Genomic DNA, 587 nt, shown 5'->3' with positions numbered 1-587 from the left:
GCTCGTTGAAGTCGAGTTACTCAATGATGTTGAATTGCTCAAACTTGTTGAAGTCGAACTACTCAACGATGTTGAGTCTGACAAACTCGTTGATGTTGAACTGCTCAATGACGTTGAATCGCTCAAGCTCGTTGATGTTGAACTGCTCAATGACGTTGAGTCTGACAAACTTGTTGAAGTTGAGTTACTCAAACTTGTTGAAGTCGAGCTGCTCAATGATGTTGAATTGCTCAAACTTGTTGAAGTTGAGCTGCTCAATGACGTTGAATCGCTCAAACTCGTTGAAGTCGAGTTACTCAATGATGTTGAATTGCTCAAACTTGTCGAAGTCGAGTTGCTTAATGACGTTGATCCACTCAACGAAATAGAATTTGACAAACTCGTCGAGCCTGACAATGACGTCGACGTACTCAAAGACTGACTCGTTGATGTCGACTGACTCAAACTCGTAGATTGACTAATAGACTGTGACGTACTGATTGACGTTGACTGGCTCTGGCTTTCTGACTTAGCAACTGCCGCCGCTTCCGAAGCGCTTGACTCCGCGTCACTAGCTGCACTTGACGCTACCTCCGCCGCACTCGAGG

General features: G+C 45.1%; 1 protein-coding gene. It reads left to right on the top strand.

Going from position 1 to position 587, the window contains the following annotated elements:
* The coding region (locus WEIDD23_RS12760) for a hypothetical protein (protein WP_197458843.1) at window positions 1-421 on the top strand (421 nt) is incomplete at its 5' end.
* Window positions 422-587: the final 166 nt, after the last annotated feature.

It is taken from the genome of Weissella sp. DD23 (genome assembly GCF_001579105.1).
GTDB lineage: Bacteria > Bacillota > Bacilli > Lactobacillales > Lactobacillaceae > Weissella > Weissella cibaria.
Note: the sequence above shows the minus strand (reverse complement) of the source record. Positions and strands in the feature narration are given on the sequence as shown.